Genomic DNA, 27,000 nt, shown 5'->3' on the forward strand with positions numbered 1-27,000 from the left:
ACAGCTCAATGGGCTTTGCTGTCCGGCAGTCAGTTCGCAGGCGTGTCGCTGCCCAGCCGCACTGTGACATCCGCTCCGGGCACACCCGGAGCCTGGATCACTTGACCGTGACCCACATCGCGCAGGATCCGGTCTGCCTGTGGTCCGGTGACCGTGGTCACGGCGCTGGCCTGCGGGCCGTTGGACACGCTGACCTGCAAGTATCCCAGGCTCTCCAGGCGGTCTTTCAGCCGGCGGGCGCTGCCAGCGGGGGCAGCCGTATTGATCACGGCAATGCTCAGGCGGCGCGGGTCGTTGGGGTCAGTGAAGTTCTGATCGACCAGCTGGGCCAGCGCAATGCGATCTGCCACCCAGGTTCCCCCCCCGCCGAAATCTCCGGGAACGGTGTGCATGCTGACCTTGGGGCCGCTCAGGGCCGCCCCGAGGATCCCGGCCACCTGCTCCCGGCTGAGGTTGCTCTTCATATTGCTGTCCACCGCGCCCACCATCCCGGGCAAGCGCCACCAGTTGAGGGGGTTCTTGACCTTGTTCAGCAACGCGCCCAAGAAGTTCTGCTGTCGCGCCACCCGGCCGATGTCGCCCAGATTGTCCTTGCGAAAGCGCAGGTAGCCCTCGGCCTCCTCGCCCGTCAGGTGCTGGCGGCCCGCCTGGAGGTCGATGTGCAGCTTGCCTGCGTTGTCGTCATACTTCATGTCCTGGGCCACGTCCAGCGTCACGCCACCCGCCGCCTCCGTCATGGCGCGCATGGCGTTCAACGACAGCAGGGCGTAGGCGTCCACCTTGATGCCTGTCAGGTTCTGCACCGCGCCCATCAGTGTTTCTGGGCCGCCGTGGGGATTCGAGCCGTTGATCTTGCCCCAGCCGTACTGCGGAACATTGACCCAGGTGTCGCGCGGAATGCTGAGCATGTTGGTGGTGCCGTCTGGCCGCAGCTGGGCCAGCACAATGGTGTCGGTCAGACCGCTGTAATCCTCGGGGCGGGCGGGCCAAGGCCACACTGGGGCCCGGTCATCGTATTTGGGGGTCACGCCCGCCAGCAGTACGGTCACCGGCCCATCGGGTTTACGGGGAACGGTTCCATACCGCGCCAGAAAAGGAAAGGCAGGAGCCGCCACCGCCACCACACCCGCCAGAACCACCAGACCGATCACACGCCGCCGCACGCTCCGAGCATAGCGGCTACGAGGTAAGGACCGCGAGCGTCTTTCGGATGAGCCAGCAGGTTTCGCGATATGGGAGCCTCCGAAATCAGAAGGTAAAAAAGAGAAGGACGGACCTCTGCAGGTCCGCCCCCTTATCTTCGGTGGCTCAGTTCAGCGTGATCTTGTTGGCGGTCAGCGTGTTGGCCGAGCTGTCGACCTCACCCTCAACTGCCACGTTGGCATTGGCGCGGTCGGTGCCGAAGAACTCCTCGGCAGTGGTCACGGTGCCCTCGAAAACAGTGTCCGGCGTGACTGTCACGGCGTAGTTGGCGTCGTTCTCGTTGAGCGTGAAGGTCTGAGCGGTGCCATCAAAATCTGTGACGGTGCCTTCCAGGCCATCGCCGACGGCCATGTCGGTTTCCTCACTGGCGTTGGCGTCGTCGGCGTTGGTCAGTGTGCTGTCCACGCCAGGATCAGCGGCGTCATCAGTGGCCCCTTCACCCTCGGCAATGGGGTTATCAATTCCAGCGTCGTCAGTGCCAACCGTATCATCGGTCACCGCAGTATCGTCGGTGGCAATCGTGTCGTCCGTGGTCGTGGTGGCGTCAGTGGCGGTGGTATCGGTCACGGTTGTGTCGGGCACTGCCGCGTCGGTGGTGGTCGTCTCTGTGGTTGTGGTGGTCTCGCTCTTGGGGGTGCAGGCGGCCAACATGGAGCCAGTCAACAGGATAAGCAGGATGTTTTTCATAACTTGATTGTCTGACGGAAGCATCATGCTCTTGTGAAAAGAACTGGAGCTAACCTTTACCCTGACCCACAGACCATTAAGAATTGACCAGCGTAGCGGTCGTAACGCACGCCCCAACGGGTGTCGGTTCCAGTGAAGCGAGGCGGAATTGATGGGCCGTTAGCTGAAGTCCGACTCTTCTGATTCCAGTTCAATGCTGCCGTCGCAAAGTCTCCACGATCCCGAGTTATGTGTCGAAGGTGAACTCGCCCTGCGAGAGACCAACGGTCACCACACCCCCCGTCTGTAGCGCGCCGAACAGCAATTCATCGGCCAGCGGGCGCTTGAGGCGTTCCTCGATCACGCGGGCCAGTGGGCGGGCTCCCATCTGCGGGTCATAGCCCAGTTCAGCCAGGCGGGCGCGGGCCTCCGGAGACACCCGGACGGTCACACCCCGCTCGGCCAACTGTGCTTCCAACTCGCGCAGGAACTTGTCGACGATCCCGGCCATTACCTCGCGCGATAGCGGGCGGAAATAGAGCACGGCGTCCAGGCGGTTGCGGAATTCCGGGGTGAAGGTGCGCTTGATCGCCTCGGCCTCCTCGCCTGCCCGGCCCTCGCGCCCGAAGCCCAGGGCCGGGCGGCTCGCGTCGGCGGCCCCGGCGTTGGTGGTAAAGACCAGGATCAGGCCTCGCCCATCCACCCGCTTACCTGCGTGATCGGTCAGGGTGCCGTGATCCATCAGTTGCAGGAAGATGTTGTACACGTCCGGATGCGCCTTCTCGATCTCGTCGAGCAGCAGCACCGCGTGAGGATTCTTCGCCACAGCGTCGGTGAGGAGGCCACCCTGATCGAAGCCCACGTAGCCGGGAGGTGCCCCAATCAGCCGCGCCACCGTGTGGGCCTCCTGATACTCGGACATGTCGAAGCGGGCGAGGTGGATGCCCAGCCGGTCTGCCAGCGCGCGGGCCAGCTCGGTCTTGCCCACACCCGTCGGTCCGGCGAACAGGAACGCCCCCTGCGGTTTTTGCGGATCACGCAGCCCCGCGCGGGCCAGTTTGACAGCGCTGGCAACGGCCCCCACCGCTGCGTCCTGCCCATAGACCCGTCCCTTCAAATCCGCTTCCAGCGTGGCCAGAGACTGCACCTCCTCCGACTTGACCGCGCCCACGGGGACGCGGGCCATCCGGGCGATGGTGGCCTCGATGTCGGTCACGTCGATCTGGCCGCCCGTCCCGGCGCTGCTGCGGGCCGCCCCGGCCTCGTCAATCACATCGATGGCCTTGTCGGGAAGGAAACGGTCTCGCAGGTGGCGTACGCTCAGGCGCACGGCAGCGTCCAGGGCCTCCGGGGTATAGCTGACGCTGTGGTGCTGGGCGTACTTGGAGGCCAGCCCGCGCAGAATCTCCAGTGCGTCCACCTCGGACGGCTCGGCCACCTCCACAGTCTGGAAGCGTCGCCACAGCGCCCGGTCTTTTTCCAGGTGGCGCAGTTCGGCGGGCGTGGTGGCCCCCAGGACCCGCAATCCACCGCGGGCCAGCGCGGGTTTAAGGAGGTTGGCGGCGTCCACGCTGCCGCCCTCGGTGGCTCCCGCCCCCACCAGGGTATGCAGCTCGTCAATGAACAGCACGCTGTTCTTGCCGTCCAGCGCTGCCAGCACCGCCTTGAGCCTTGCCTCGAAGTCGCCCCGGTAGCGGGTGCCGGCCAGCAGCGCCCCCAGATCGAGGGCATACACCGACGCGCCCTTCAGAAAGCCGGGGGCCAGGCCGTCGGCCACCCTCTGTGCCAGTCCCTCGGCCAGAGCGGTTTTGCCCACGCCCGGCTCACCCACCAGCACAGGATTGTTCTTGCCGCGCCGCGCCAGGATGTGCACCGTGCGCGTCAGTTCGGCCTCACGCCCAATCACAGGGTCAAATTCGCCCGCTTTGGCGGCGGCGGTCAGGTCCTGCGTATACGCCTCCAGCGGGTCCTGCTCGGCCTCGGCCTCCGGCGCACCCTCTTCCACGCCCGCCACCCGGCGCTCCCGGCTGCGGCCCTCCACCTTGGTCCTGCCATGTGACACGTAGTCCAGCACGTCCAGCCGGGTCACGCCCTGGGCCTCCAGAGCGGCGCGGGCGGGGGAGTCGGCCTCCTCCAGCAGTTCCACAAGCACGCGCGCTCCATCGGCATTCTCCTGGCCCTTGCCGCTGGCGTGCAGTTGCAGAATCGCGCCCTGCACCACGCGGTGAAAACCGAGGGTAAAGTCCGGCTCGGCGTCTTCCACCGATTCCAGAGCCTCCAGCTGCGCTTCCAGCTCGTCGCGCAGGCGCTCCACGTCCGCGCCCACGGCCAGCAACGCCTCGCGGCCCTCAGGATCATGCGTCAGTGCCAGCAGCAGGTGTTCAAGAGTCACGTATTCGTGTCCCGCGCTCCGCGCGTAGTCTGCGGCGCGGGCGATGGTGACTTGCAGGTGATCGCCGATCATTCCTCTACCTCCGGTTCCGCCACCACGCGCAGTGGATGGCCCTCCTGGCGGGCGTGGGCCGTGACCTGCGCCACCTTAGTCTCGGCCACGTCGCGGGTATAGACTCCGGCCACCCCCTGGCCCTTGTGGTGGACCGCCAACATGATCATCTCTGCCTCTGCCTGGGCCTTGCGGAAGTACTGGGACAGCACCATCACCACAAAATCCATCGGGGTGTAATCGTCGTTGAGGAGCAGCACACGGTACAGCCTGGGACGCTGGGTCGTGGTGCGTTCTAGGGTCTGGGTGCGGCCTTGTTCGTCACGGCCACCGTCACGGCGCGTCATGCGGGGAGTGTAGCGGGCACGGCGGATGGATGACGGGGCAAGGGTTACGGTGGGCCGCTCAGGAGGACAGGTTCGGCCCTGGCCTGCGTTACGCCATTTCGCCTACTCGCGCCTTGAAATCCGTTTCCGGCGTATTCTGACTGTACTTATGACCCATTCATTGCCGGACGCCTCGGTTCACGTCCGCGACCTGAAAAAACAGTATGCCGTCCACGAGAAGGAGCCGGGGTTCATGGGCAGCCTGCGCAGCTTCGTGAGCCGCAAGACGAAGTACGTGGAGGCTGTGCGGGGTGTGTCTTTCGAGCTTGCGCCCGGCGAGGTGGTGGGATTCCTGGGGCCGAACGGGGCGGGCAAGACCACAACGCTCAAGATGCTCTCGGGGTTGTTGCATCCCTCAGACGGCATGGCCAGAATCGCGGGTTACGAGCCGCGCAAACGCGAGACGGCGTTCCTGAAGCAGATCACCCTGGTCATGGGGCAAAAGCAGCAGCTGATCTGGGACCTGCCCGCGCTGGACAGCTTTCTGGTCAACCAGGCCATCTACGAGATTCCCGACGACCAGTACCGCGCCACCATGCGCGAGTTCACGGAGGTGCTCTCGCTGGAGGGCATCTTGAAAAAACAGGTCCGCAAGCTGAGCCTGGGCGAGCGCATGAAGTGCGAGCTGGCCGCCGCGCTGCTGCACCGCCCACGTGTGTTGTTTCTGGATGAGCCGACGATTGGCCTGGACGTGAACATGCAGGAATCCGTCCGGGCCTTTATCCGCGACTACAACGAGCGCTACGACGCCACCGTGATCCTGACCAGTCACTACATGGCCGACGTGACGGCTCTGGCACAGCGCATTCTGGTGATCGACCGAGGGGAGCTCGTGTTCGACGGGGATCTGGCGCGGCTGGCCGAGCAGGGCAAGGGTGGCAAGACGGTCAAGCTGAAGCTGCGCGAGGCCGTGAGTGCTGCCCATCTGGCCCACTACGGTCATGACGTGAAAGTCGACGGCCTGAGCGCCGAGCTGACCGTTCCCCGCGCCGAGGTCAGTACCCGCGCCGCCAGACTCCTGGCCGATCTGGATGTGGCGGACTTGACCGTGGAAGACCCGCCCATTGAGGCTGTGATGGCAGAGCTGTTCGGGGGAGGGGAGAAAGCAGGAGAGGTCAAGGAGGTGGTCAGCGGGTGAGAAGATTTGAGACTCTGTTCTTTTTGGTTATCGTCCCTCACTGCCGCTTCCCCACGAGAAGGGAAGGCGCTGACAACCGTAGACCCCTTCAGCAGGGGGCCGCATGATTCGCAAGACCCGTGTCCTTTTCGCCACGCGCTTTGCAGAGATGGCCGAGTACCGCGCCGAGGTCATCATCTGGATGCTGTCGGGCACCATCTCGCTGGTGATGATGCTGGTGTGGATGGCGCAGGCGGCGGCGGCTCCTGGCGGTCAGATCCGCGGCTATGACGGCTCCGAATTCGCCACCTACTTCCTGAGCGTGTGGCTGGTGGGGCAACTGCTGGTGGTGTGGGTGGGCTGGGAACTGGATTTCATGATCCGGCAGGGCACGCTGTCGCCCAAGCTGCTGCGTCCCCTTGATCCCATGTGGGTGGAATACGCCGCCCACGTCGCCGAACGCTTCGTGCGCATCGGGCCGATGCTGGTGCTGCTGGTCATTTTCTCGTTCCTGTCGGGTGCGTCGTTCACCCGTGACCTGTGGGCCTACCCCGTCGCGCTGGGACTGTGCATCCTGGGCTTCACCTGCCGCTTCCTCTATGAGTACGCGCTGGGTCTGCTGGCCTTCTGGACAGAAAGCAGCACCGCCTTCTCCGAGGTGGCCTGGCTGCTGTACGCCGCGCTGGGTGGGTTGTTCGCACCGCTGACCTTTTACCCGCAGTGGGTTCAGAACATCGCGGTCTGGACACCGTTTCCCTACATGCTGGGCCTGCCCGCGCAACTGCTGGCAGGCAAGGCCACGCTGGCTCAGGCGGGATTCGGCGCCTTGATCCTGTTCGGCTGGGTGGTGGTCTTCTGGTTCGCGCGGCTGCTGGTCTGGCGGCTGGGGCTGAAGAAATATGGAGCGGTGGGGGCGTGAAAGATCTTGAGGCCATTGGCCCGCGAAAGCTGTACGCGGTTGGGTATCCCCTGTCGCCTTCTCCTCGTTCTGAGTTGTGCCCGTTTTGCCATGCGCCGCGTCAGGGGAACGAATGACCCGTTACCTCCGCCTGATCCGGATTTTCACTGGGGCCACCGTCTCGGCGCAGCTGGAGTACCGGGCCAACTTCATCGGGGCGGTCCTGAGCAGTCTGGGTCAGGTGGGGGTAGCGCTGCTGGCCATTGGCGTGCTGTTCGGGCAGGGCAGCGACACGGTCGGCGGGTGGACCTTCCGCGAGGCGCTGCTGGTCACGGGTTTTTTCATTCTGACCGAGGGCTTTATCGCCGTGTTCGTGCAACCCAACATGAGCCGTATCGCGGAAGCCATTCGCACCGGCAACATGGATTTCACGCTGCTCAAGCCGCTGGACGCGCAGTTCAGCGTCAGCACACGCTACCTGAACGTGCTGCGCGCGCCTGACCTTCTGATCGGCCTGGGTTTGATCGTTTACGCGGCCTCGGCGCTGACCACCACGCCTAGCGGGCTGCTGATCGCCGCCGTCCTGTACGTCTCGGCGCTGACCATCGTGTACTGCATCTGGCTGGCGCTGTCTACCACGGCGTTCTGGTTCGTCAAGACACAGAACGTGGCCGAACTGTTCAACGGCATCTTCGGGGCAGGCCGCTTTCCAGTCACGGCCTTTCCGTTGCCAGTGCGTTTCGCGCTGACGTTCATCGTCCCGATTGCCCTGATCACCACCGTGCCCGCGCAGGCCATGACGGGTCGCCTCTCGCCCGCGCTGGCGATTGCCTCGCCCCTGGTGGCTGCCGGGCTGTTCGCCGTGACCCGCTGGTTCTGGCTGCGGGCGGTGGCCAGTTACACAAGTGCCAGCAGCTGATGCTGGGCGACAGACTGGAACGGTTGACCGGCGCGCTGTCCCGCGAGGGCTATGGGCTCCGGGCCGAGGTAGACCCCACCAGCCTCGCCGCGCTGGACGCCTCGTTGCAATCTCAGGACGTCGTTCTGGAGCTTCAAACCCTGCGCCGGGTCGCCTGGGCTGCACTGGGACAGGCCAGCCCCCAGCGTGTCAGGCTCACGACAGAGGCCCGCGCCCGCCTGTCGCACCTGACTGATCTGCGCGACGTCTTTTCACCCGCCGACGCCGAACGAGTGGGCCGCGAATTCGCGGGCGAGCGGTGGCTGGCCCCCGATCTGCTGGCCGCGCGTCCATGGCTCGATTCGCGCACGCCTCCGAAGGAGGTTGTCCCCGCCGTCATGCAGTCGCAGTGGTCTGGGCTGGTGGGGCTGCTGGGCGAGCATGGTCCCTGGGTCTATACCGCCAATGTGGCCGATCTCCAGCTTCTGGGCCGACTGTACGGCGAACTGGTCAGGGCCGCCTCGCAGGCGCAGGAAGATCAGGCGCTGGACGCCGCTCTGGGGCAAGCGGACCAGCCCTCATTGCTGGCCCGACTGGAGGCCACCGATTATCGCCAGTCGTCTGGCACAGCTATGGGGGTTGATCTGGCCACGCTGGAATCCGCCTTCTGGGATGCGGCAAAGGCCCAGGCGCGGCGGGACTGGGAGGGATGGCAGACAAGGCATGGGCGTTAAGCTGGGCCTGCTCTGGTGGCTACTTCCCTGGCGGTAGATGGGAATAGTTGTCTGGCACGGACTGGGAATCCGTCAAACTGGACGCCCTACGGGAGCGGCTTCAGTCTTGACGGCGGATCAGCCGATGGACTGATACTCAGTCGTCTTTAAACGTCATACTTTGGCTAAAGTTTCGATCTGAAATAAGGGTCAGCCTTGCCCGCCCTGCCGTGCGTAATCCCGGCGGATCATCGCGTTGCCGCGCGTCATGCCTAAACGTTTGTAGAACGGCACCAGTTCGTCGTCACAGGCGGTATCAATCATGTACAGGCCGTCCAGTTGCGCGAACAGACTCTCCATCAGGCTTGAGGCTATGCCCAGCCCGCGCCACTGGGAGCGAACCTCCAGCAGCGGAATATACGCGCACAGCACGCCGTCGCTGATGGCATTGACGAAGCCAATCACTTGCCCGCCCTCTACAGCCAGGGCAATCCGGTGGGAGCCCGTAAGAATCCGGTGAAGGGTCTGGGGTGTGGGCGGGTTGGGCCAGCCCTCGAAAAAGCCGTTCAGCTCAGCAGGCGTGATGCCTTCCAGGGTCGTTTGAAGGTGCATGCTCCAGCCTGAAGCATGATCCAAGCCTAAGCATCGGCCATCTGGCGCACTTTGTGTGATCGCCTTACATTGACCGCATGCCCGACGCCACTCCCAAGCTGTTCCAACCGCTCAAACTTCAGGGGCTGACTCTACCCAACCGGATTGTCGTGTCGCCCATGTGCATGTACAGCGCACACAACGGACTGGCGAACGATTTCCACCTCGTCCACCTGGGCCAGTTTGCGCTGGCCGCGCCGGGTCTGATTTTCACGGAGGCCGCCGCCGTCTCACCCGAGGGCCGGATCAGCCCCGAGGATCTGGGTCTGTGGGCCGACGAACACATCATTCCGCTGGGGCGCATTACTGACTTTATCCACGCGCAGGGTGGTCGGATCGCCATTCAGCTGGCGCACGCCGGGCGCAAGGCCAGCACCTACGCGCCGTGGCGAGGGAAGGGAGCAGTGGCCCATGAGTACGGGGGCTGGGGCGTCATCGGGCCGGACACACAGCCCTTCTCGCCCACCTTTCACACCCCGAATGCCATGACCACCGCTGATATCGAGCGCGTCACGCAGGACTTTGTTGCTGCCGCCCAGCGTGCGGAAATCGCGGGCTTCGATGTCGTCGAGATTCACGCCGCGCACGGCTACCTGCTGCACCAGTTCATGTCGCCGCTGTCGAACTCGCGCACCGACGACTACGGCGGCTCCTTTGAGAACCGGACACGTTTTGTCATGGAAGTCGTGCGCGCCGTACGCGGCGGCTGGCCCATGCACAAGCCGCTGTTCGTACGCGTGAGCGCGACCGACTGGGCCGAGGGCGGCTGGGATCTGGAACAGACGGTCAAGCTCGCAGGTCTGCTATGGCGCGAGGGTGTGGACGTGCTGGACGTCAGCAGCGGCGGTTTGACCACGGCGCAGCAGATCACGTCCGCTCCGGGTTACCAGGTGCCGTTTGCGGCGGCGGTCAAGCATGCAGTAAGCGAACTGGAAGTCATGGCCGTGGGCATGATCGAGAGTCCGCAGCAGGCCGAGGACATTCTTCAAAAGGATGAGGCCGCCCTGATTGCGCTGGGGCGTCCGTTGCTGGGTGATCCTCACTGGGCGTGGCACGCCGCGCAGCAACTCGGGGTCAAGCCAGAAGTGGCCGCGCAGTACCAGCGTGGCAATCGATTGGACTAACGGCTGCGCCGCCGAAAGTCGTCGCCCACTGCCTCTCACTCCCGCACACCGCAAGCTCGTCAGCCGTAGACGGGCAACTCATCGGTAAAGCGGCCGTCCAGCAGGTGCAGCACCCGGTCGGCGTATCCGGCCAGACGGTCATCGTGCGTCACAAGCAGCACGCCTGCGCCTTCCTCACGGGCCAGGGCCACCAGCAGGGCGGCAACGTTGGTGGCATTGGCGCGGTCCAGGCTCCCGGTGGGTTCGTCGGCCAGCACCACCGCCGGGCCGGAGGCCAGTGCTCGGGCCACCGCCACCCGCTGGCGCTCGCCACCACTGAGAACGTCTGGAAAGGTGGCCTCGCGCCCGGATAGGCCCACGCGGGCCAGCAGGGCGTGTGCACGGGCGGAGTCGCTCTGGCCGACTAGCCGCATGGGGATCAGTACGTTGTCCAGCACGCTCAGGTCCTCCAGCAGATAATGGTGTTGAAAGACCAGCCCCACCCGGCCGGCCCGCCGCACTGCTCTTGCCTGCGTGTCCAGCGTGTCGGCCCGCTCCCCGGCCCACCAGATCTGCCCCTCATCTGGCACGTCCAGCCCGCCCAGCAGGTGTAACAGCGTACTCTTTCCGCTGCCCGATGGTCCGGTCACGGCCACCACCTCTCCAGGACGAACCTGCAACGAAACGCCGTGCAGCACTGTCAGGGCTCCAAAACTGTGGCGAAGGTCCAGGGCTTCGAGGGCGGGGGGAACGGCGAGGGTCACACGGCGCATCTTAGCCCGCAGGTCCGCCAACCTCCCAGGATTCGGCCAGAAGGGCTGCCACCTATTGCAACGCGCTCTCCGTTCCTGACGATCCTTTCCGCGCTACCCTGTCATCAATGCACCGTCTGGCCGAGTTAAAGAGAAATCCCCTGTTCCTGAATGTGGCCGACGATGCCCTGCGTGAAGCGGCCCGCGTGGTCACCCGGCGGCAGTTCGGGGCAGGCGAAGTGGTGCTGGAACAGGAAACTGCGGGCGAGGCGCTGCACCTGCTGGTGTCGGGCACGGTGCGCGTCAGCCGGGTGGGACCGGGCAGCCATGGGCGCGTGATGGGCGACGTGTACGCTCCCGGCGTGATCGGCGAGACGGCGGTGCTCGGCGGCGGTGAACGTAGCGCCACCGTGATCGCCCTGAACAACGTGAGCACCCTGATGCTGTACCGCACCCATTTCGAGCAGTTGCTCACGCGTCACCCGCAGGTGCTGTGGAACCTCAGCGCGATGCTGGTGGCGCGCGTGACCGCTCTGAACGACGAGCTGATCGCCTTCGGCCTGAACACCGAGGCGGCGCTGAGCCATGTCTTCACCGGTCAGTACCGTCAGCGCGTGGCGGCGGGGGTTGAGGCTCCGGCCACGCTACCGCTGAGCATCAGTGACATCATGATGCGCGTTTCGGCCAGCCGTGAGACGGTGGTCCGCGTGCTGCGCAAGCTGGAACGGCAGGGCTTTCTGAGCCTGACGCCCCACAGCGTCATTCTGCTGAACCCGCAGGGGATCGAGGAAGTCATCCTCGACGAGCTGAACGCGGCGGAGTAGCCCTGGACCTCATTCGCCTGAAGTGGGCTGTGGACCCGCTATCCTGCCCGCATGCGACTGGTCAGAATGACGTGGAACGGCGGGGCACACTGGGGCGAGGTCAGCGGCGAGACCGTGCAGTTCACGGACGGCATGGCCGGGCCGCGCACCGGGGAGAGCGCTCCTTTTGACGAGGCCGCTCTGCTGCCCCCTGCCGAGCCCACCAAGATCGTTTGCGTGGGCCGCAATTACCTGGACCATATCCGTGAACTGGGCAACGACAAGGGTGACCTGCCCGCCGAGCCCGGCATCTTCCTGAAAGGCCCGAACGCTCTGGCGGAGCCGGGCGGCACAGTGGAGGCCCCTGACTGGAGCGACAACTTCCACTTCGAGGGCGAACTGGCGCTGGTGATGGGCACTCGGGCGCAGGGCCTGACGCCGGAAAACGCCCTGTCCGCCGTCGCGGGCTACACCTGCGGCCTGGATCTGACCGCCCGTGACCGCCAGAAGACGGATCTGCAATGGTTCCGTGCCAAGGCGGCGGACCGGTTTTGCCCGCTGGGGCCGTGGCTGGAAACCGAGCTGAACCCGGCGGACCTGCGCGTACAGACCCGCGTGAACGGCGAGAGCAAACAGGACAGCCGCACCAGCCTGATGATCTTCGACGTGCCAGCCATCCTGACCTACGTGACCCGCTTCGTGACCCTGGAACCGGGCGACGTGGTGCTGACCGGCACGCCCGAGGGCGTTGGCCCCCTGAAAGCGGGCGACACGGTAGAAGTGGACGTGGAGGGTGTGGGCGTCCTGGTGACCCAGATCGGGTAAGCGCTGGGGACAAAGGCGATTGCATGTGGCCGCGTCGATCACGCCCAGTTTCAGATGACTCTTCCTGGTTGCATGGGTCTCGAGTGGCGCGGGCAATTCCCCTCCTGGATCGAGAGGGAACTGCGTGGGAATGGGGGAGACGATGGATCAGATCCGGATGGAACGGCGCAAGCTGGCCTCCCAGATCCTCTTCAAAAAGCTGTAGTGGCCTATCCCCATCGCGTGCCCTACAACCATGAACCCCGCGTCACCCAGGCTTGCGCCGAGCCGATCTGATGAACAGGTGCCTGACCTTGGCGTGGGAAGCCCTGACAAAAGCGGTCTGGAATCCATAGAGAGCCGGCCCTCTCTCCGGAACAGACCGGGCGGGATAGACTGCCGTTCATGATTGGAAAAACGTACAAGACGATGCTCGGCGGACGCGAGCTGAGCATCGAGACCGGCAAGCTCGCCAAGCTGGTCAGCGGCAGCGTTCAATTGCGGTATGGCGACACCATGCTGCTCGTGACGGCACAGGCCCGCGACGACAAGAGCACGCTGGACTTTCTGCCTCTGACCGTGGAGTTCGAGGAACGCCACTACGCCGTGGGCAAGATCCCGGGGTCATTCCACCGCCGTGAGGGCCGCCCCGGCGAGAAGGCCATTCTGGGCGCCCGCATCACGGACCGCCAGATCCGCCCGCTGTTTCCCAAGGGTTATCGCCACGAAACACAGGTGATCATCACCGTCATCAGTGCTGACGGGCAGAACGCGCCGGACGTGTTGGGACCAGTCGGTGCGTCGGCAGCCCTGTCGATCAGCGACATTCCCTGGGCTGGTCCCACCGCCTGCGTGCGCGTGGGCCAGATCGACGGTCAGTACGTCATTAACCCCACCGCCGACCAGCTGATCCGCAGCCGCATGGATCTGGTGGTGGCCGGGACGAAGGACGCCGTCATGATGGTGGAGGCCGGCGCACAGAACGCCTCCGAGGAAGATCTGGTGGGAGCCATCGAGTTCGCCCACGCCGAGATGCAGGGTGTGATCTCGTTGATCGAGACCATGCGCGAGGAGATGGGCCAGGAGAAGTTCAACTTCCTGCAGGAAACCGATCTGACCACCGACCTCGTCCCCGAAATCGCGGAGAAGGCGAGGGCCAACGGACTCAAGGACGCGCTGCTGACGGTCAAGAAGAAGGATCGCAGCGCCCGTACCAAAGCCCTGCGCGACGGCATCATCGCCGGCTACGAGCCGGACCCCGAGGCTGAGGGCGCGAAGGAACGCATCACGGCCCTCAAGAACGCCTTCAACAAGGTTGAGAAGCAGGAGCTGCGCCGCCTGATCCTGGAAGACGACCTGCGTGCCGATGGCCGCGATTCCAGGACCGTGCGCCCTATCTGGATTGAGGCGCGTCCCTTGCCCCGCGCCCACGGGAGCGCCATCTTCACGCGCGGCGAGACACAGGTGCTGGGTGTGGCCACGCTGGGCACCGAGCGCGACGAGATTCTGGTGGACGACCTGAGCGCCGAGGACAGCGACAAGTTCCTGCTGCACTACAACTTTCCGCCGTACTCCACGGGCGAGGTCAAGCGCATGGGCGGGCAGTCGCGCCGCGAGATCGGCCACGGCAATCTGGCCAAGCGGGCCATCCGCGCGGTCCTGCCCTCCTTTGAGGAATTCCCGTATGTGATCCGCATTGTGGGCGAGGTGCTGGAATCGAACGGCTCAAGCAGCATGGCCACGGTGTGCGCTGGGGTGCTGGCGCTGATGGACGCAGGAGTGCCGATCAAGGCGCCGGTTGCCGGCGTGGCGATGGGTCTGGTCATGGAAGGCGAGAAATACCGCGTCCTGACCGACATCCTGGGGCTGGAAGACGCGCTGGGCGACATGGAAGGTCTGCGGCACAGCGGAAGGTGTGACCGCCCTGCAGATGGATATCAAGGTAGGCGGCATTACCCCGCAGATCATGCGTGAGGCATTGAGTCAGGCCCGCGACGGCCGCCTGCACATCCTGGGGAAGATGGCCGAGGTCCTGAGCGCGCCGCGCCCGGAGCTGTCCCCCACCGCGCCGCGCATCATCTCGCTCAAGATCAACCCCGAACTGATCGGCAAGGTCATCGGCCCGGGCGGCAAACAGATCCGCGAGCTGGAGGCCATGGGCGCGCAGATCACGGTGGAGGAGGACGGCACGGTCCGGATCTTCAGCGCAGAGAGTGCGAGTGCCGAGGCTGTGCGCGACCGCATCAGCAGCATCACCCGCGAGGCCAGGGCGGGCGAGGAGTTCGACGGCACGGTAGTCAAGACCACGCCGTTCGGGGCCTTCATCAACCTATACCCCGGACAGGACGGCATGCTGCACATCTCGCAGATGTCCGAGGAGCGCGTCAACGCAGTCGAGGACGTGATGAACGTGGGCGACAGGTTGCGCGTGAAGATCGTGAACGTGGATGACCGCGGCAAGATCGACCTGATCCGCCCGGAGCTGGAAGGCAAGATCGCCCCACGCGAGGCGCGTCCACCGCGTTCAGGTGGCGGAGATCGGGGCGGGCGGCCTCCCAGACGAGACTGAGCGGCGCTGACCGCTGATCAAGTGTTAAATGGCTGAAAGGTAAAACCGGAGGGTCTATCTCTCCGGTTTGACCTTTTCATTTGACCCTGTGGATCGCTTCTCAGCGGCTTGCGATCTTCGTTCGTTTCTCCAGCTGGTCCGTGAAGAGGGTCAGTACCGTGGTCAGCGCCAAGTACACCACGGCCACGGTGGTCAGCACTGGGATGGGTTGAAAACTTTCGGAACTGACGCGTGACCCGGCGAGGGTCAGCTCCAGCAGGGCGATGCTGGACGCCAGCGAGGAATCCTTGAGCAGCGCCACCACGTTGTTGACCAGGGGCGGCACCACGATCCGCAGGGCCTGGGGCAGCACCACGGTGGTCATGGTCTGGCCTCCGCTAAGGCCCAGGCTGCGGGCGGCCTCGCTCTGGCCTCGCGGAATGGCCAGAATCCCGGCGCGGATGACCTCGGCGTTGTACGCGCCCACGTTCAAGGACAACGCAATGACGGCCGACCAGAACTCATTGAGTTGTAGGTTGATCCCGATGGCGGCCAGCACGCCCGGGAGTGCGTTGTAAACGAACAGAATCTGCACCAGCAGCGGCGTGCCTCGCACCAGCCAGATGAAGAAGTTGGCAGGGGCACGCACCAGGGCGCTGCTGCTCGTCTTCTGGATGCCCGCAATCATGCCCACGACCAGGCCGATCAGGCCGCTGACCACCGTGAGTTGCAGGGTCATCCGCGCACCCTCCACGAACAGATCGGCACGCGGGCCAATCGGATCGGGCATCTGACGCAGGATGAACGTGATCACGAAGAACAGCGCCAGAAAGGCGGCCACCGCTCCCAGCAACCACAGAAAAATCGAGGGGCCACCGGCGGAGGGTGAGCGGACAGCTTTCGGCGCGGTCATGCGGGGCGCTCTGATGGCAGGACTGAACGAGGATGAGAGCTGATTTTCATTTCGCCGATGATGCCACAGCTCACGTTGACCGGTACGGATTGGTCAGGGAGCCTGGGACCGCCGTGCTGAGATGAACATGAAAAACCGTGCTTCCTGATGGAAGCACGGCTCGAAACAGGTCCGGAAAAGAGGCTTAGTTGGGGCGGCGAGCGGGAACGTTGGTAACGGCCTTGGTGGCCGCGCTGCGCGCGCCGAAAATGGCCGCCAGCAGGGTCAGACCCGCCATCAGCAGCCAGCCCCAGCCGGCGGTGCTGGCCGCACCACGGGCAGCAGCTTCAGCGTTCTTAAGGGCCTGATCAGCCTGCGTCTGAATGCGGTCGACGGACTGATTGATCTGGGTCTGCACTTCGGTGGCCTGGGCGTTGCTCAGGCCCTGGCGCTCCAGCCGGGTCACGAACTGCGGGCCACTCAGCGCCTGCTTGATCGAGTCCACGCGGGCCTGCGCGAAGTCGCCGATGTTGTTGATGTCCACGGTGCCGAGGTCGTTGCTGGCGCGTCGGACGATGCCGGTCACCACGTTGGAGGTGGCGGCCACCTGCTCCTGGCTGAGGTCACTGGTGTTGTCGGCGATCAACGCTTCAACGTCACTGGGCGTGATGTTGTTGAAGTAGTTCTGAATGCTGGGCAGTTGATTGTTGCTGGCCGCGTCGGCCGCTGCGCCCGTGGCGGAGCCGACGAGGTTTCCTGCCGTGCCAATCAGGTTCCCCGCCGTGCCCACGATCCGCGAGACGCCGTTGAACGCATACATCGTGAGCAGCAACACGAGCAGGCTCCCCGTGACCAGTCCGGTCAGGGTCGCGTCGTCGTGGGTCATGGCCGCAATGCCGTCATCAGAGCGGCTAGCGGGCGCATCGGCGCGGACGGCGGTCAGGCCGGCCAGGTAAGCCCCCACCAGGGCGGCGATCGCCGTCCAGATGGCGGCAGCGATGCCCACGCCGGTCAGGGTCAGGCCGGTCAGGGCCGTGATAACGAGGCCCAAGGCGATGACGGTCAAGGCGGAGACCAGTCCCACCACCAGACCGGCGAGAACGCCGCGCCAGCCGAGGCGGTGTGAATTGATGTCACGGTTTAGAGTCATAGGTTCTCCTTTTGCGCTGGGTGGGGGAGTGTGGAGACCAGTCCAGCGCAGCAGCTCCAGCCTTGCGGTCTAGAAGCTGCCTTCCATGGGCCTAACTTAACCGTCTCTCTGGAAAGCGGCCCCACCCATGTACTTAACGTCGTGCTCATATGAAAACATCGTAGAGGACGGATAAACACTGCATTTGGGTCAACTTAAACAAAAGACATAAAAAAAGGGATGAGCACAGCAGTCTCTCATCCCCTTTTGCCCGCAATCGTTTAAACGAAGGCGCTCAGCCCGGTAATGGCACGGCCCACCACCAGGGTGTTGATCTCGTTAGTCCCCTCATAGGAGTAGATCGCCTCGGTGTCGGCAAAATGCTTGGCCACGCCGTTTTCGAGCAGGATACCGTTGCCGCCGAAGGTTTCACGCGCCAGGGCCACCGTTTCCCGGCAGCGGGCCGCCGTGAAGACCTTGGCCAGCGCAGCGTGTTCGTCCTTCATGGTGCCCGAGTCGGCCATGTGGCTCAGGCGCAGGCACAGCGCGAACATGCTGGTCACGTTCCCCAGCATATGCACGAGGTGATTCTGGATGAGCTGGAACTCACCGATGCGCTTGCCGAACTGCTCGCGTTCCTGGCTGTAATTCACGGCCAGCTCATAGGCACCCATCGCGCAGCCCACGCCCTGCCACGCCACGCCCGCACGGGTCAGTCTGAGGACCTCCGCGGTGGTGCGCCACCCCTGGACGTTCTGCAGGCGGTCGCTGTCGGGCACGCGGCAGTCGTCCAGGGTAATCAGGCCGTTCTCCACGATCCGCAAGGCAATCTTGCCCCCGATCTTCTCAACCCTGTAGCCCGGCGTTCCGGCACGTACGATGAAGCCACGCACCTCCTGGGTGTCCACGTCGCGGGCCCAGATCACGGTCAGGTCACTAAAGGTCGAGTTACCGATCCATTTCTTCTGACCGCGCAGGGTCCAACTGTCGCCGTCGCGTTTGCAGGTAGTCCGCATCCCCTGACTGACCTGCGAGCCGCCCTCGGGTTCGGTCAGGCCGAAGGCGCCGACGGCTTCCAGGTCCATCATCTTGGGCAGCCACTCGGCCTTCTGCTCGTCGCTGCCGCCCAGCGCAATACTGGCGAAGGCTAGGCCCGCGTGGACCCCGAAGAACACGGCCGTACTCACGTCCACCTTGCAGGCTTCCAACGTGACCAGACCCTCAACGACGGTGGCATTGGGTTTGCGGGTGCCGTCCTCGTTCCAGATTTTGCGCAGCAGGTCCAGCTTGCGCAGCTCGGGAATGAGCTGTTTCGGGAACTCGTCGCGGCTCCAGTACTCGTTCATGATCGGGGCAACATGTTCGTGCATGAACTGGCGCGTGGTCAGGGCCACGGCGCGTTCCTCGTCGGTCAGGGTGTCCATCTGACCAAAGAAGTCGCCGTTGGCTTCGGGCAGCGCCCTATGTTTGTCCTCTTGGCCGCCCGCCAGCATGCGCGAGAGCTGCTTGAGTTGCCCGTCGCTCATGCTGGAAGCGGCGTTCAGCAGGGCAGGCAGGTCCACCTTCTGGCTCAGGCGGCCTAGGGCATCCATGTCGATCTGCGCGAGCAGGGCCATTGGATTGGGAGCAGATTTGGTCATGCTTTGTTGTACTGTGTTCAGCGTTTTGCGACAGGGTGCAACCGCCCAGGACGACGTTTACTGATCCTTTAGGGCCAGAGCCGGACGCGAGCGGGTAACATGGCGTCATGACCGCCTCTGCCGAGCGGCCCACCCGTCCGCTGGCCGCCAAACCTGGCGGGTACGTGGAACTGGCCCGCTATTCCAGCCTGTCGCGGTTCTGGGCGCTTCTGGGAGGCGCGCTGCGCGCTGGCCGCCACATCAGCAACGTGCGCGGCGACCTGCCGGAAGTCTGCCGCCGCCGCATTGCCGGGTACACCTTGCCCAATGCCTCGATCTTTCTGGACACTGCCCGCCTCCTCAAGGAGCTGGAGGACGGCTTCGAGCCACATCCGGCGCTGGTCGATCTGCTGTCCGGCGATCCCTTTCCGCTGCGTGCTGAGCTGAACGCGCACTTCGAACTGCGCGCTGACTTCGTGATCGCCTTCACCGCCCGGCGCGACCTGATCGCCCGCCCCGAGTTCCGCTTCACGCCCATCGTGCAGGGGCTGAGCAGCCTGCCTGACGGCCTGCCGCTGGACGCCCGGCGGCTGGGGCGCGACGAGTTGCATCTGCTGCTCCAGCGGGCCTGCGGCGTGGCGTGAACAGCAGCCTCAACCTCAAGGAGTGCTGATCGGTTCTTGTCCTCGAGTGACCGCCCCTTATCTCGCTGGCAACGGTGGCAACTCCGGTGAATCCACCCACAGCCGCAAGGCGGCCTCTGCCCCGGCCCCCAGCGTGCTTCGGGTGTAGATCAGCAGGTCGGCGGTGGTGACGGGCCGCGCAGAGAATCCGGAGACCCAGCCGCGCAGATACGCCTTGAAGGCCGTGTCGTCCACGGTCAGACGGACGGCGTGCAGGGCCAGCGCGCCCCGGATGTACGCGGTGGTGTCGAAGAGCTGCCTTTCGGTGGTGGCAATCAGGGGGCGGGTCCCACTGCGGCCTGCGCGGGTGTACCAGCCGCGCACCATGTCCTCGCCGTCCTCACCCTGGGCCTGTGCCCAGAGCAGTTCGGCGTAGGTGGCGAAGCCCTCGTTGAGCCAGACCCCGGACCAGTCGGCCAGGGTCACGCGGTCCCCGAACCACTGGTGGGCCGTCTCGTGCACCAGCACGCGCACGTTGCTGGAGGTGACCGGCATGGTAGATAGCGTAGCCGTTTCCAGCGCTGGCACGCGCGGCGTGACGATGGCCGAGCCGTAGGCACTGAAGGGGAACGGGCCGAACCACTCGGCCAGCACCTTCAGAATCTCGCCGGTGGAGGTGTAGGCGTCGCGCGTGCCAGCTGGAATGCCGGATGGAAAGTAGTCGCGCCTCAACACCTCTGATCCACCCTTACCCACGGGGACGGCGGGCGAGTCCACCCGCTCGAAGCGGCCCACGTGAATCGCCAGTGCATACGTCGGAATCGGCTGCGCCTGCTCGAAGGTCAATGTGTGGCCCCCGTTCGGCGCGTCCTCCTCGGAGCGCTGCACGCCGCTGGCCGCCGCCGTGTAGCCGGCGGGCACCGTGATCCGGGTGGTGAACGTCGCCGGGTCCGAGGGGTGATCGTTGACGGGCAGGAACGTCCGGGTGCCGTCCGGCTCGCTGAGCGTGAAATTTGCGCCCGCACGCTGCCCCTCTGCTGGAACGGCCTGCCAGCCGACGTTCAGTGGTAGATCGGGATCGGGCCTCCTGCCCACCTGCCCGGCAAACCGCACCATGACCGTGGCCCGCGTGCCGGGCAGCAGAGGACGGGGCGGCTGAACCGTCAGCTTTCCCGCCGCCTCATCCTGTCGGAATGGAGCAGCGAGGCCGTCCCAGTTCACCTCCAGTACCGCTGGCCCAGAGAAGTCCAGACTGAGGACGGGCAGGGCCCGGGTGGCATCGATGGTCAGCACGGCCGTGCCGCGCAGTTCAGATGTGCCGGGGCGGTCCACGGTCAGGTCCAGATCGTAATTCAGCACGTCCAGCCCGGCCTGTCCCAGCGCCGGAAAGATCGAGTCCCCTATCGGCTGCGTGGTGATCTGGGCGGACAGCGGCGGCAAGGTGGGCACGGCCGGGGACGGAAGGGCCGGCTGGGCCCGCACGCCCGTCAGCAGGGCCAGAGCCAGCAGGCTCAAAGGCACGAAAGTCACTCGGCTCGCGGTGTGGGCCATGCTTTCCGGCCTCCCTAGATCGGGTAGTAGGCGCGTGGATGGCCCTGCACGAAGTCCCGGGTGGGCACCCACAGCAGGGGGTTGCGTTCCTCGACTTCGGGCGGGGGGCCGTAACGGACCAGCATCTCCACCTGATCGAAGGGCACCCAGCGGATGCCCACCACCTCAGGGTCAGTCGGATTGAGTTCACCGGAAAAGGTGGCTGTGAATCGCCCGAAATTGGCGTAGCACTCGTTGCGGGTGCCGGTCAGCAGTTCGCCTTCCAGCAGACTGACGAAGACCAGATCGGTGACGGTCAGACCTGTTTCCACCAGCACCTGACGGACGGCGGCGTCGCCCAGCGTCTCGCCAGGATGCGCCTTCCCACCGGGCAGGCCGTAGAAGATGCTGCCGTCGTCCATGCGTTCCTCGACCAGCAGCAGCTGGCCGTCGCGGACCAGATAGACGTGCGCGGCACGCTTGACGGGCAGGGTGCGCGACAGGTGGCTCATGGGCGCGCCGGGGCGGGGGAGAGGGACTTGGGCTGCAAGCGGTTCATGTGGCGCGCAGTCTAGCCGACGGGGAAGGTCCACACAGGTCCGAACCGGAAAACCCCACTCCTGGCCGCTGCGCCTTGCGGTTTACGCGGGCCGCCTTGTGGTTTTCTTGTCGGACCCCATGCAGACGCTTGGGCTAGGCAGGAAGTCGTACGGTCCTGTGGCCCTTTTCGGTCACAATGTGCGGGATGAATGCGGACGGCGGAACTCAGGAACAGTGGGCCAGGACGGCCATGTTCACCGCCTCGGAAGTCGAGGCGCAGACCGGAGTGGCCGCCGCAACGTTGCGGCAGTGGGAGCGGCGCTACGGTTTTCCACGGCCCATTCGCAACACCAGTGGCTACCGCCTGTATTCGCCCCAGGACATCCGTGACATCGGCATCATGCAGGGACACCAGCGCCTGGGCGTCAGTGCCCGCCTCGCCGCCGAACTGACGCTGCGTGGGGTCTCGGCCGATAGCAGCGGACCGCCGCCCGCGCGACAACAGCTCCCGCCGCCCGCGCAGCCCCCGTCCCCGATTCGCTCCGGGGTCCAGTCGGCGGAGCTGGCACACGCGCTGGCCCGCGCCCTGATCGCGGCCGATTACGCGCAGGCCGGTGACGTGCTGGCTGAAGCCCACGCCCGGTTGCCCGTCGAGGACGTGATGACGCACGTCATGTCCCCGTCCCTGGTGGAGATAGGCGCGCTGTGGGCGCGTGGTGAGATCACCATCGCCCATGAGCGCGGGGCCAGCCACTACCTGCGCTCACGTCTCTCGGCCCTGATGGAGGTTGCGGGCGTCGAGGAGAACCGGGAAGGGGGGTGGGGCCCGCTGGTGGTGGCGGCCTGCGCGCCCGGCGAGCAGCACGAGCTGGGCCTGATGATGCTGACCCTGGCGCTGCGCCGCCGGGGCGTGCGCGTGGCGTACCTGGGCGCGAACGTGCCGCTGGGCGATCTGACCACCTTCGCCCACGAGCGGGAGGCGCAGGCGCTGCTGCTGGCCGTGAACGGTGACTGGGCGCTTCAGGACTGGGCGACGGGGGAATGGATAGATGGGCGCTGGGTGCCCGACAAGAGCGCCACAGCCACTGACGCCACAGCTGGTGGTTTGGCGGCCATCTCAAGGCAACCCATCCTGCAGCGGCTGGGCCTGCCGGTCTTCCTGGGTGGGGCCCTGATGAACGTCCGTCCCGAACTGGCAGCCGAGTTGGGTGGCCTTTACGCTGGCCCAGACGCTCCAACTGCTGCCACGATGATTTCCAGTGCGCTGGGCCACCGTTCAGGTATCGCGCGGCTGGAGGTATCTCCGTCCCAGTCAGAACCACACGATTCAGAACCGCAGGGGGAAGACCTATGAAGATACTCGTGACCGGGGGAACTGGATTTGTCGGACAGGCCGTTGTCGGGGAACTCGTCGCGCGCGGGCATCAGGTCTGGGCGGGCAGCCGTGAGGGCCGGGAAGGCGGCGCGGGACAGGCCATCAGACTGGACGTCACCGATCCTGCCAGTGTCTTGGACGCTGTAGCGAAGGTGGACCCCGACGCCGTGGTGCACCTGGTGGGCATCATTGCCGAGAAGGGCAAGCAGACGTTTCAGGCGGTGCATGTGGACGGCACCCGGCATGTGCTTGCTGCTATGCCACGTGGGGCACGCTACGTGCACATGAGCGCGCTGGGGGCGGACGTGAACAGCGCCAGCGGCTACAGCGCGAGCAAGGGCCGCGCCGAGGCCCTGGTGCGGGAGAGCGGCCTGCGCTTCACCATCTTCGAGCCGAGCCTGATCTTCGGTGTGGGCGACGACTTTTTCGGGCGGGTGCTGCGCGAACTGGTCAGCACCGCTCCCATCGTGCCGCAGATTGGCGACGGCTCTTTCCCCTTCCGGCCCGTCAGCGTGCAGGATGTGGCGCAGGCTTTCGCCCAGGCTGCCGAGTCCGAGACCGGCTTGGGCGAAACCTACGCGTTGACCGGTCCGGAGGAGTACACCTTCCGGCAGTTGCTGGAGCTGGAGCTGGACACGCTGGGCAAGAAGAAACCCATCGTTCCGGTGCCGCTGCCGCTGATGAATGTGGCGGTGCCCCTGATGAACCTGCTGCCCAACCCGCCGATCACTAGAGACCAGTACGCCATGCTCAAGGAGGGCAACACTGCCCCCAATGAACCGGCGCGCACGGTGTTCGATCTGCCGATGTTGAAACTGCCGAATCACCTGCCGCAGATCGTTGCGGGGGCGAAGCGATAGGGAAGGGCAGGGTGTACCGCGGTCAGCTGATGGAGCAAGTTCCTAAATAAGCTCCCTCTTTGCCCTGTTGAAAGTCGCCTTACTTCTTCTTGCCCGCTTTGCTGGCCGGCTTTGGCGCAGGAGACTGAGAGGTCGGACTGATCTCCTGCTGCTGAGCTTCTGGGCCTCCCTCCTGCGCCATCATGGCGGCGCCGACGATGCCGGCCTCGTTGAGCAGTTTGGCCGGTACGAATCTGCTGCGCTCCAGCTTGATGTGCTCCTGCCACTTGTCGGCCTTCTTGCTGACGCCGCCGCCGATGATGAACAGATCCGGGCTGAACAGCAGTTCCAGATGTTGCAGGTAAGTGCTGACGCGTTTGCTCCACTGTTTCCAGTTGAGGTCGTCGCGTTCGCGGGCGCGGTCCGAGGCCCAGTCCTCGGCCTCCCTGTCGCGCAGCCACAGGTGGCCCAGTTCGGTGTTTGGCACGAGAACCCCGTTGTGGATCAACGCGCTGCCGATGCCCGTACCGAAGGTCAGCACGAGGACGGTGCCGTTCACGCCTGCGCCTGCCCCGAAGCGGGCCTCGGCCAGTCCGGCAGCGTCGGCGTCGTTGATCAGATGCACCGCCTGCCCGGTGGCCTCGGTGAACAGTGCGTCGGCGTCCAGGCCAATCCAGGCCTTGTCCACATTGGCCGCGCTCAGGGTCCGCCCATGCTGCACGATGCCCGGAAAGGTCACGCCGATGGGGCCGTCCACCCCAAAGTGTTTTGCCAGTTCGGCCACCACACCCTTGACCGCGTCGGGGTGTGCGCCCTCGGGGGTGGGGATGCGGTGCCGCTCCTTGAGCAGCTTGCCGCTGGCGGTGTCCACAGGTGCGCCCTTGATGCCGCTGCCGCCAATATCGATGCCCAGGATCACGCTCATGCGGTACAGCCTAAGCGAATTTGGAACAGGGGGTGGCTTAGGCGTTGCCCGGAGCAGCAAGTCCTCCGGTTACTGCTCCGGGCAACTGTCGAGGTTGCCGCGCACTACATGGAGCCCTGCGCCATTCTCACTACGTGCACCGGAATCCGCCAGGAACCCTGAGGTGCTGCCGAATCGACCTCTGGCAGTGTGGTGGCCGCCACTTCGCTGCCTGTCCTCCCTCCTCTTGGGGGTTTCTTGAATTAGACGGGGTGCAATTTTAGACCAGAAGCTGTATACCTACGGTACCTTTATGGATTCTTCCTCGCTGCGTGAACGCCAGAAAGAGCGCCGACGCGCCCGCATCTACAGTGTCGCCATCGAGCTGTTCAAGCGCGGCGGCTTTCAAACGACCACTGCCACCGATATCGCCAAGGCCAGCAACGTCTCGCGCGGCACCTTCTTCAATTACTACCCCTACAAGGAGGCCGTGCTACTTGACTACGGCTCCGAGGTTATGGACCGCCTGCGCGATCAGGCCGAGTCGCGGCTCTCGCAGGGCGTCCCGCCCCTGGCCGTGCTGTACGAGGTGTGGGACGCGCTGGCTGAGGAAAACGCCCGTGAGCGCGACCTGTTTCCGCCGCTGGCCTACGAGGTCATGAATCCCAATCCCGAGCGTGCCCGCACCGCGTACCAGGCGCTGCCGCTGAGCAAGGTCATCGAGCTGATCCTGCGCCCGTTGCATCAGAGTGGGCAGATGCGGACGGACCTCAGCCTCCAGCGCATCAGCAACCTGATCGCCGACACCTACCTGATGGTGGCCCTGCGCTGGAGCGCCTACGGCACCGAGCGCCCCTTGCAGGAGGAGATGCGGCTGGCGCTGAATCTGTTGCTCGAGGGTGCGGTGCGCCGCGACCTCGTCCGGCCCTAACCTGAGCCTGATGCCAACCTGAATTGCCTTTTCCTGATGTTCCCTGGTTAGACTGTCAGGAACGCTCTTCTTCCTGCCCCCGCCCTCATAAGGAGCTTTCCCTTTGACCCAGCCAGAACTGCGGATCGGCACGGCACGGCACGCCTTTCCGTTCAGCCGTGGGCTGGTGGTGGAGTCGCTGGTCAACGCTGGGGCTTCAGGTGATGTGGCGGCGGCGGCAGCCCGGCGCATCGAGCAGAACTTGCGGCTGTCGAGGCGGACTTTGGTCACGCCGGGCGAATTGCAGGCCCTGATGACCGAGGTGGCGCATGATCTGGCCGGAGAGGAGGTGGCGCGCGCCGCTGCGGCGCAGACCCCCGCCTTCGTTGACATTCTGGTGACCGCCAAGAAGGGGGACCTGCCATTCAGCCGTGGTGTGCTGGCCCGCACGCTGGAGGACGCTGGCCTGACCGGGCGCGAGGCCTACGCCACCGCCAGCGCCGTGGACGTGGAGCTGCGCCAGGAGGGCGTGCGCCGGCTGAGCGCCGAGGACATTGACAACCGCACCGAGCGGGCGCTGGCTGGGCGTTACGGCGAACACCTGCGCCTGACCTACCGCTATCTGCGCCGGAATCGGGGCAAGCTGGGCGTGATCAGCAGCGAGAACACCGTCCCCACGCCGTTTTCCAAGGGCATCCTGACCCAGTCCATGCTGGCCGCCGGGGTCACACCAGACGTGGCGCGTAAAGTGGCCCGCGTGACCCAGCGCGACCTGCGCGGCTCCGAGGACCGCGTGGTGACGCGCACCGCCATCCGCACCAAGGTCGAGGCCCTGCTGCGAGACGAGGTGGGGCCGGATGTGGGCGCCCGTTACCGCCTACTACGCGTGATCCGCCGCCCGCCCCGGCCGGTGATCGTCCTGCTGGGCGGTGTGAGCGGGACTGGCAAGAGCTTCCTGGCTGCCGAGATCGCCTACCGTCTGGGCATCGCCCGCGTGGTCAGTACCGACTCCATCCGCGAGGTGATGCGCGCGATGGTTTCCCCAGCGCTGCTGCCCACGCTGCACGCCAGCACCTTCAATGCCTGGGAAGCGCTGCTGCCCCCCGGCACGCCACGCCCCAAGGCCCCCAGTCGGCGCGAGCTGCTGGCGGGCTTCCGCGATCAGGTGCAGCAGGTCAACGTGGGGCTGGGCGCGGTGGTGGCCCGCTCGGTGCAGGAGGGCAGCAGTCTGGTGCTGGAGGGTGTGCATCTGGTGCCCGGCTACCTGCGCGCCGACGCCTTTGCCGGAGCACTGGTCATTCCGATGCTGGTCACCCTGCCCGATCCCGAGGAACACCGCCGCCACTTTCAGAGCCGGGACGTGGAAACGGCGGCCAGCCGTCCCCTGCACCGCTACATGCAGTATTTCGACGAGATCCGCGCCATGCAGGACGAGCTTGAAGACCTGGCCCGCCAGGAGGACGTGCCGCTGCTGGACGGCCTGACCCTGGACGAGAGTGCCGATCAGGCGGTGGACGTGGTGTTACGCCGCGTGATGGTTGCCCTCACGCCACAAGAACGTGCGGAACTGCTGGGCCATCAGATCGGGGGCGAGCCATCGGAACTGACCCGGGATACGGTAGGGGACTGAAAGCAGGGGAGAGACAACAGGAAT

24 protein-coding genes and 1 pseudogene are annotated in these 27,000 nt (G+C 65.3%); 13 read left to right on the forward strand and 12 right to left on the reverse strand.

From position 1 onward, the window contains the following. Positions 1–29 precede the first annotated feature (29 nt). From HNQ08_RS06585 to clpS, 4 genes are all read right to left on the reverse strand, one after another. Positions 30–1,163 (reverse strand): LCP family glycopolymer transferase, encoded by a 1,134-nt coding sequence (locus tag HNQ08_RS06585; RefSeq protein WP_229789681.1) that lies wholly within the window; start codon positions 1,161–1,163, stop codon positions 30–32. A 145-nt stretch (positions 1,164–1,308) separates the two neighbouring features. Next, the gene (locus tag HNQ08_RS06590; protein WP_184128726.1) at positions 1,309–1,890 is read right to left on the reverse strand and encodes a hypothetical protein; all 582 of its coding nucleotides are present in this window, start codon (positions 1,888–1,890) and stop codon (positions 1,309–1,311) included. Positions 1,891–2,116: 226 nt separating this feature from the next. Beyond that, positions 2,117–4,333, reverse strand: a complete 2,217-nt coding sequence (locus HNQ08_RS06595; protein WP_184128729.1) for an AAA family ATPase — start codon at positions 4,331–4,333, stop codon at positions 2,117–2,119. Continuing rightward, positions 4,330–4,659, reverse strand: coding sequence for an ATP-dependent Clp protease adapter ClpS (gene clpS / locus HNQ08_RS06600; protein WP_184128732.1), 330 nt, complete (start codon positions 4,657–4,659; stop codon positions 4,330–4,332). Before clpS ends, HNQ08_RS06595 begins: the two co-directional genes overlap by 4 nt. A gap of 148 nt (positions 4,660–4,807) precedes the next feature. Here clpS and HNQ08_RS06605 point away from each other — a divergent pair, with 148 nt between their 5' ends. From HNQ08_RS06605 to HNQ08_RS06620, 4 genes are all read left to right on the forward strand, one after another. After that, complete coding sequence (locus tag HNQ08_RS06605; protein ID WP_184128735.1) at positions 4,808–5,836, forward strand: ABC transporter ATP-binding protein; 1,029 nt, start codon at positions 4,808–4,810, stop codon at positions 5,834–5,836. Between the two features lie 103 nt (positions 5,837–5,939). Next, complete coding sequence (locus HNQ08_RS06610; RefSeq protein WP_184128737.1) at positions 5,940–6,734, forward strand: ABC transporter permease; 795 nt, start codon at positions 5,940–5,942, stop codon at positions 6,732–6,734. 112 nt (positions 6,735–6,846) lie between these two features. Then, positions 6,847–7,632, forward strand: coding sequence for an ABC transporter permease (locus tag HNQ08_RS06615; protein WP_184128739.1), 786 nt, complete (start codon positions 6,847–6,849; stop codon positions 7,630–7,632). Next, a complete protein-coding gene (locus HNQ08_RS06620) occupies positions 7,632–8,345 on the forward strand; it encodes a hypothetical protein (protein WP_184128741.1) in 714 nt (237 codons plus the stop codon). The genes HNQ08_RS06615 and HNQ08_RS06620 overlap by 1 nt, the downstream gene beginning before the upstream one ends. 189 nt (positions 8,346–8,534) lie before the next feature. Here the strand turns inward: HNQ08_RS06620 and HNQ08_RS06625 are convergent, their stop codons facing one another. Continuing rightward, positions 8,535–8,936 carry a GNAT family N-acetyltransferase gene (locus HNQ08_RS06625; RefSeq protein WP_184128743.1) on the reverse strand — a complete coding sequence of 134 codons (402 nt, stop codon included), beginning with the start codon at positions 8,934–8,936 and terminating at the stop codon, positions 8,535–8,537. Between the two features lie 77 nt (positions 8,937–9,013). Between HNQ08_RS06625 and HNQ08_RS06630 the strand changes: the two genes are divergently transcribed. Continuing rightward, positions 9,014–10,099 carry an NADH:flavin oxidoreductase/NADH oxidase gene (locus HNQ08_RS06630; RefSeq protein WP_184128744.1) on the forward strand — a complete coding sequence of 362 codons (1,086 nt, stop codon included), beginning with the start codon at positions 9,014–9,016 and terminating at the stop codon, positions 10,097–10,099. 59 nt (positions 10,100–10,158) lie between these two features. On the opposite strand, the gene HNQ08_RS06635 is transcribed toward HNQ08_RS06630, so the two are convergent. Beyond that, a complete protein-coding gene (locus HNQ08_RS06635) occupies positions 10,159–10,851 on the reverse strand; it encodes an ABC transporter ATP-binding protein (RefSeq protein ID WP_184128746.1) in 693 nt (230 codons plus the stop codon). A 107-nt stretch (positions 10,852–10,958) separates the two neighbouring features. Between HNQ08_RS06635 and HNQ08_RS06640 the strand changes: the two genes are divergently transcribed. The 3 genes and pseudogenes from HNQ08_RS06640 (at position 10,959) to pnp (ending at position 15,006) form a co-directional block, all read left to right on the forward strand. Further along, complete coding sequence (locus tag HNQ08_RS06640) at positions 10,959–11,654, forward strand: Crp/Fnr family transcriptional regulator (protein ID WP_184128750.1); 696 nt, start codon at positions 10,959–10,961, stop codon at positions 11,652–11,654. Positions 11,655–11,705: 51 nt separating this feature from the next. Beyond that, positions 11,706–12,458, forward strand: coding sequence for a fumarylacetoacetate hydrolase family protein (locus HNQ08_RS06645; RefSeq protein WP_184128753.1), 753 nt, complete (start codon positions 11,706–11,708; stop codon positions 12,456–12,458). 384 nt (positions 12,459–12,842) lie between these two features. Next, positions 12,843–15,006: pseudogene (gene pnp / locus HNQ08_RS06650) on the forward strand (polyribonucleotide nucleotidyltransferase). A gap of 100 nt (positions 15,007–15,106) precedes the next feature. On the opposite strand, the gene HNQ08_RS06655 reads toward pnp, so the two are convergent. From HNQ08_RS06655 to HNQ08_RS06665, 3 genes are all read right to left on the reverse strand, one after another. Further along, on the reverse strand, positions 15,107–15,898 hold the full coding sequence (locus HNQ08_RS06655; protein ID WP_184128756.1) for an amino acid ABC transporter permease: 792 nt from the start codon (positions 15,896–15,898) through the stop codon (positions 15,107–15,109). Between the two features lie 184 nt (positions 15,899–16,082). Further along, positions 16,083–17,027 (reverse strand): hypothetical protein, encoded by a 945-nt coding sequence (locus HNQ08_RS06660; RefSeq protein ID WP_184128759.1) that lies wholly within the window; start codon positions 17,025–17,027, stop codon positions 16,083–16,085. A 260-nt stretch (positions 17,028–17,287) separates the two neighbouring features. After that, on the reverse strand, positions 17,288–18,646 hold the full coding sequence (locus HNQ08_RS06665) for an acyl-CoA dehydrogenase family protein (RefSeq protein ID WP_184128762.1): 1,359 nt from the start codon (positions 18,644–18,646) through the stop codon (positions 17,288–17,290). A gap of 107 nt (positions 18,647–18,753) precedes the next feature. Here HNQ08_RS06665 and HNQ08_RS06670 point away from each other — a divergent pair, with 107 nt between their 5' ends. Beyond that, positions 18,754–19,269 (forward strand): hypothetical protein, encoded by a 516-nt coding sequence (locus HNQ08_RS06670; protein ID WP_184128765.1) that lies wholly within the window; start codon positions 18,754–18,756, stop codon positions 19,267–19,269. Positions 19,270–19,326: 57 nt separating this feature from the next. Here the strand turns inward: HNQ08_RS06670 and HNQ08_RS06675 are convergent, their stop codons facing one another. Continuing rightward, positions 19,327–20,799, reverse strand: coding sequence for a M1 family metallopeptidase (locus HNQ08_RS06675; RefSeq protein WP_184128767.1), 1,473 nt, complete (start codon positions 20,797–20,799; stop codon positions 19,327–19,329). A gap of 14 nt (positions 20,800–20,813) precedes the next feature. After that, positions 20,814–21,290 (reverse strand): NUDIX domain-containing protein, encoded by a 477-nt coding sequence (locus HNQ08_RS06680; RefSeq protein ID WP_184128769.1) that lies wholly within the window; start codon positions 21,288–21,290, stop codon positions 20,814–20,816. Between the two features lie 233 nt (positions 21,291–21,523). On the opposite strand from HNQ08_RS06680, the gene HNQ08_RS06685 reads away from it, so the two are divergent. Together HNQ08_RS06685 and HNQ08_RS06690 are read left to right on the forward strand one after the other, a co-directional pair. Next, positions 21,524–22,672 (forward strand): MerR family transcriptional regulator, encoded by a 1,149-nt coding sequence (locus tag HNQ08_RS06685; RefSeq protein ID WP_184128771.1) that lies wholly within the window; start codon positions 21,524–21,526, stop codon positions 22,670–22,672. Continuing rightward, positions 22,669–23,553 (forward strand): complex I NDUFA9 subunit family protein, encoded by an 885-nt coding sequence (locus HNQ08_RS06690; protein WP_184128773.1) that lies wholly within the window; start codon positions 22,669–22,671, stop codon positions 23,551–23,553. Before HNQ08_RS06685 ends, HNQ08_RS06690 begins: the two co-directional genes overlap by 4 nt. Before the next feature lie 79 nt (positions 23,554–23,632). On the opposite strand, the gene ppgK is transcribed toward HNQ08_RS06690, so the two are convergent. Beyond that, on the reverse strand, positions 23,633–24,457 hold the full coding sequence (gene ppgK / locus HNQ08_RS06695) for a polyphosphate--glucose phosphotransferase (protein ID WP_184128775.1): 825 nt from the start codon (positions 24,455–24,457) through the stop codon (positions 23,633–23,635). Positions 24,458–24,749: 292 nt separating this feature from the next. Between ppgK and HNQ08_RS06700 the strand changes: the two genes are divergently transcribed. Continuing rightward, entirely contained in the window at positions 24,750–25,367 is a 618-nt protein-coding gene (locus HNQ08_RS06700; RefSeq protein WP_184128777.1) for a TetR/AcrR family transcriptional regulator, read from the forward strand. 103 nt (positions 25,368–25,470) lie between these two features. After that, a complete protein-coding gene (locus tag HNQ08_RS06705; protein ID WP_184128779.1) occupies positions 25,471–26,976 on the forward strand; it encodes a 2-phosphoglycerate kinase in 1,506 nt (501 codons plus the stop codon). Positions 26,977–27,000: the final 24 nt, after the last annotated feature.

This window comes from Deinococcus humi (assembly GCF_014201875.1).
GTDB classification, from domain to species: domain Bacteria; phylum Deinococcota; class Deinococci; order Deinococcales; family Deinococcaceae; genus Deinococcus; species Deinococcus humi.

Excerpts from the sequence above, each read along its gene's own strand:
- ppgK (WP_184128775.1), bottom strand. The coding sequence starts at position 24,457 with ATGAGCGTGATCCTGGGCATCGATATTGGCGGCAGCGGCATCAAGGGC.
- HNQ08_RS06655 (WP_184128756.1), bottom strand. The coding sequence starts at position 15,898 with ATGACCGCGCCGAAAGCTGTCCGCTCACCCTCCGCCGGTGGCCCCTCG.
- HNQ08_RS06685 (WP_184128771.1), top strand. The coding sequence starts at position 21,524 with ATGAATGCGGACGGCGGAACTCAGGAACAGTGGGCCAGGACGGCCATG.
- HNQ08_RS06700 (WP_184128777.1), top strand. The coding sequence starts at position 24,750 with ATGGATTCTTCCTCGCTGCGTGAACGCCAGAAAGAGCGCCGACGCGCC.
- HNQ08_RS06590 (WP_184128726.1), bottom strand. The coding sequence starts at position 1,890 with ATGAAAAACATCCTGCTTATCCTGTTGACTGGCTCCATGTTGGCCGCC.
- HNQ08_RS06645 (WP_184128753.1), top strand. The coding sequence starts at position 11,706 with ATGCGACTGGTCAGAATGACGTGGAACGGCGGGGCACACTGGGGCGAG.
- clpS (WP_184128732.1), bottom strand. The coding sequence starts at position 4,659 with ATGACGCGCCGTGACGGTGGCCGTGACGAACAAGGCCGCACCCAGACC.
- HNQ08_RS06640 (WP_184128750.1), top strand. The coding sequence starts at position 10,959 with ATGCACCGTCTGGCCGAGTTAAAGAGAAATCCCCTGTTCCTGAATGTG.
- HNQ08_RS06635 (WP_184128746.1), bottom strand. The coding sequence starts at position 10,851 with ATGCGCCGTGTGACCCTCGCCGTTCCCCCCGCCCTCGAAGCCCTGGAC.
- HNQ08_RS06680 (WP_184128769.1), bottom strand. The coding sequence starts at position 21,290 with ATGAGCCACCTGTCGCGCACCCTGCCCGTCAAGCGTGCCGCGCACGTC.
- HNQ08_RS06670 (WP_184128765.1), top strand. The coding sequence starts at position 18,754 with ATGACCGCCTCTGCCGAGCGGCCCACCCGTCCGCTGGCCGCCAAACCT.
- HNQ08_RS06630 (WP_184128744.1), top strand. The coding sequence starts at position 9,014 with ATGCCCGACGCCACTCCCAAGCTGTTCCAACCGCTCAAACTTCAGGGG.
- HNQ08_RS06615 (WP_184128739.1), top strand. The coding sequence starts at position 6,847 with ATGACCCGTTACCTCCGCCTGATCCGGATTTTCACTGGGGCCACCGTC.
- HNQ08_RS06625 (WP_184128743.1), bottom strand. The coding sequence starts at position 8,936 with ATGCACCTTCAAACGACCCTGGAAGGCATCACGCCTGCTGAGCTGAAC.
- HNQ08_RS06660 (WP_184128759.1), bottom strand. The coding sequence starts at position 17,027 with ATGACTCTAAACCGTGACATCAATTCACACCGCCTCGGCTGGCGCGGC.
- HNQ08_RS06595 (WP_184128729.1), bottom strand. The coding sequence starts at position 4,333 with ATGATCGGCGATCACCTGCAAGTCACCATCGCCCGCGCCGCAGACTAC.
- HNQ08_RS06690 (WP_184128773.1), top strand. The coding sequence starts at position 22,669 with ATGAAGATACTCGTGACCGGGGGAACTGGATTTGTCGGACAGGCCGTT.
- HNQ08_RS06610 (WP_184128737.1), top strand. The coding sequence starts at position 5,940 with ATGATTCGCAAGACCCGTGTCCTTTTCGCCACGCGCTTTGCAGAGATG.
- HNQ08_RS06665 (WP_184128762.1), bottom strand. The coding sequence starts at position 18,646 with ATGACCAAATCTGCTCCCAATCCAATGGCCCTGCTCGCGCAGATCGAC.
- HNQ08_RS06605 (WP_184128735.1), top strand. The coding sequence starts at position 4,808 with ATGACCCATTCATTGCCGGACGCCTCGGTTCACGTCCGCGACCTGAAA.
- HNQ08_RS06675 (WP_184128767.1), bottom strand. The coding sequence starts at position 20,799 with ATGGCCCACACCGCGAGCCGAGTGACTTTCGTGCCTTTGAGCCTGCTG.
- HNQ08_RS06620 (WP_184128741.1), top strand. The coding sequence starts at position 7,632 with ATGCTGGGCGACAGACTGGAACGGTTGACCGGCGCGCTGTCCCGCGAG.